The organism is Photorhabdus antumapuensis (assembly GCF_020387775.1).
GTDB classification, from domain to species: Bacteria; Pseudomonadota; Gammaproteobacteria; order Enterobacterales; family Enterobacteriaceae; genus Photorhabdus; species Photorhabdus antumapuensis.
Genome location: NZ_JAHZMK010000056.1, coordinates 1 through 265, shown reverse-complemented (window position 1 = coordinate 265; position 265 = coordinate 1). Strand labels below are relative to the sequence as shown.

1 protein-coding gene is annotated in these 265 nt (G+C 42.3%); it reads right to left on the bottom strand.

From position 1 onward, the window contains the following. Positions 1-188 precede the first annotated feature (188 nt). Complete coding sequence (gene dinQ / locus KZ793_RS23000) at positions 189-260, bottom strand: damage-inducible type I toxin DinQ (protein ID WP_369293964.1); 72 nt, start codon at positions 258-260, stop codon at positions 189-191. Positions 261-265: the final 5 nt, after the last annotated feature.

The following is a 265-nucleotide window of genomic DNA, read 5'->3' as shown; positions in this document are numbered from 1 at the left end:
GCCAGATCAGTATATTAGACCACTTAAACAAGAGTGGCTTAGTAGGTTGATGAGTGCATGATGCTGCATGCATCTGGTTGCGTTTTGTGAGAAGTAAAGATTATAAAACACAGTAGCTTGATCAAAAGCGGTAAATGTTAAAGGCCACCGGGAGGTTACCCCGATGGCCTTAGCTACGTTTCCGTTATCTATTTCAGAAATGCGCGGATCAGCTCTAAAAGCGCGATTAACGCTTTGAGAACAATGATAGCAGTGTCAATAAATG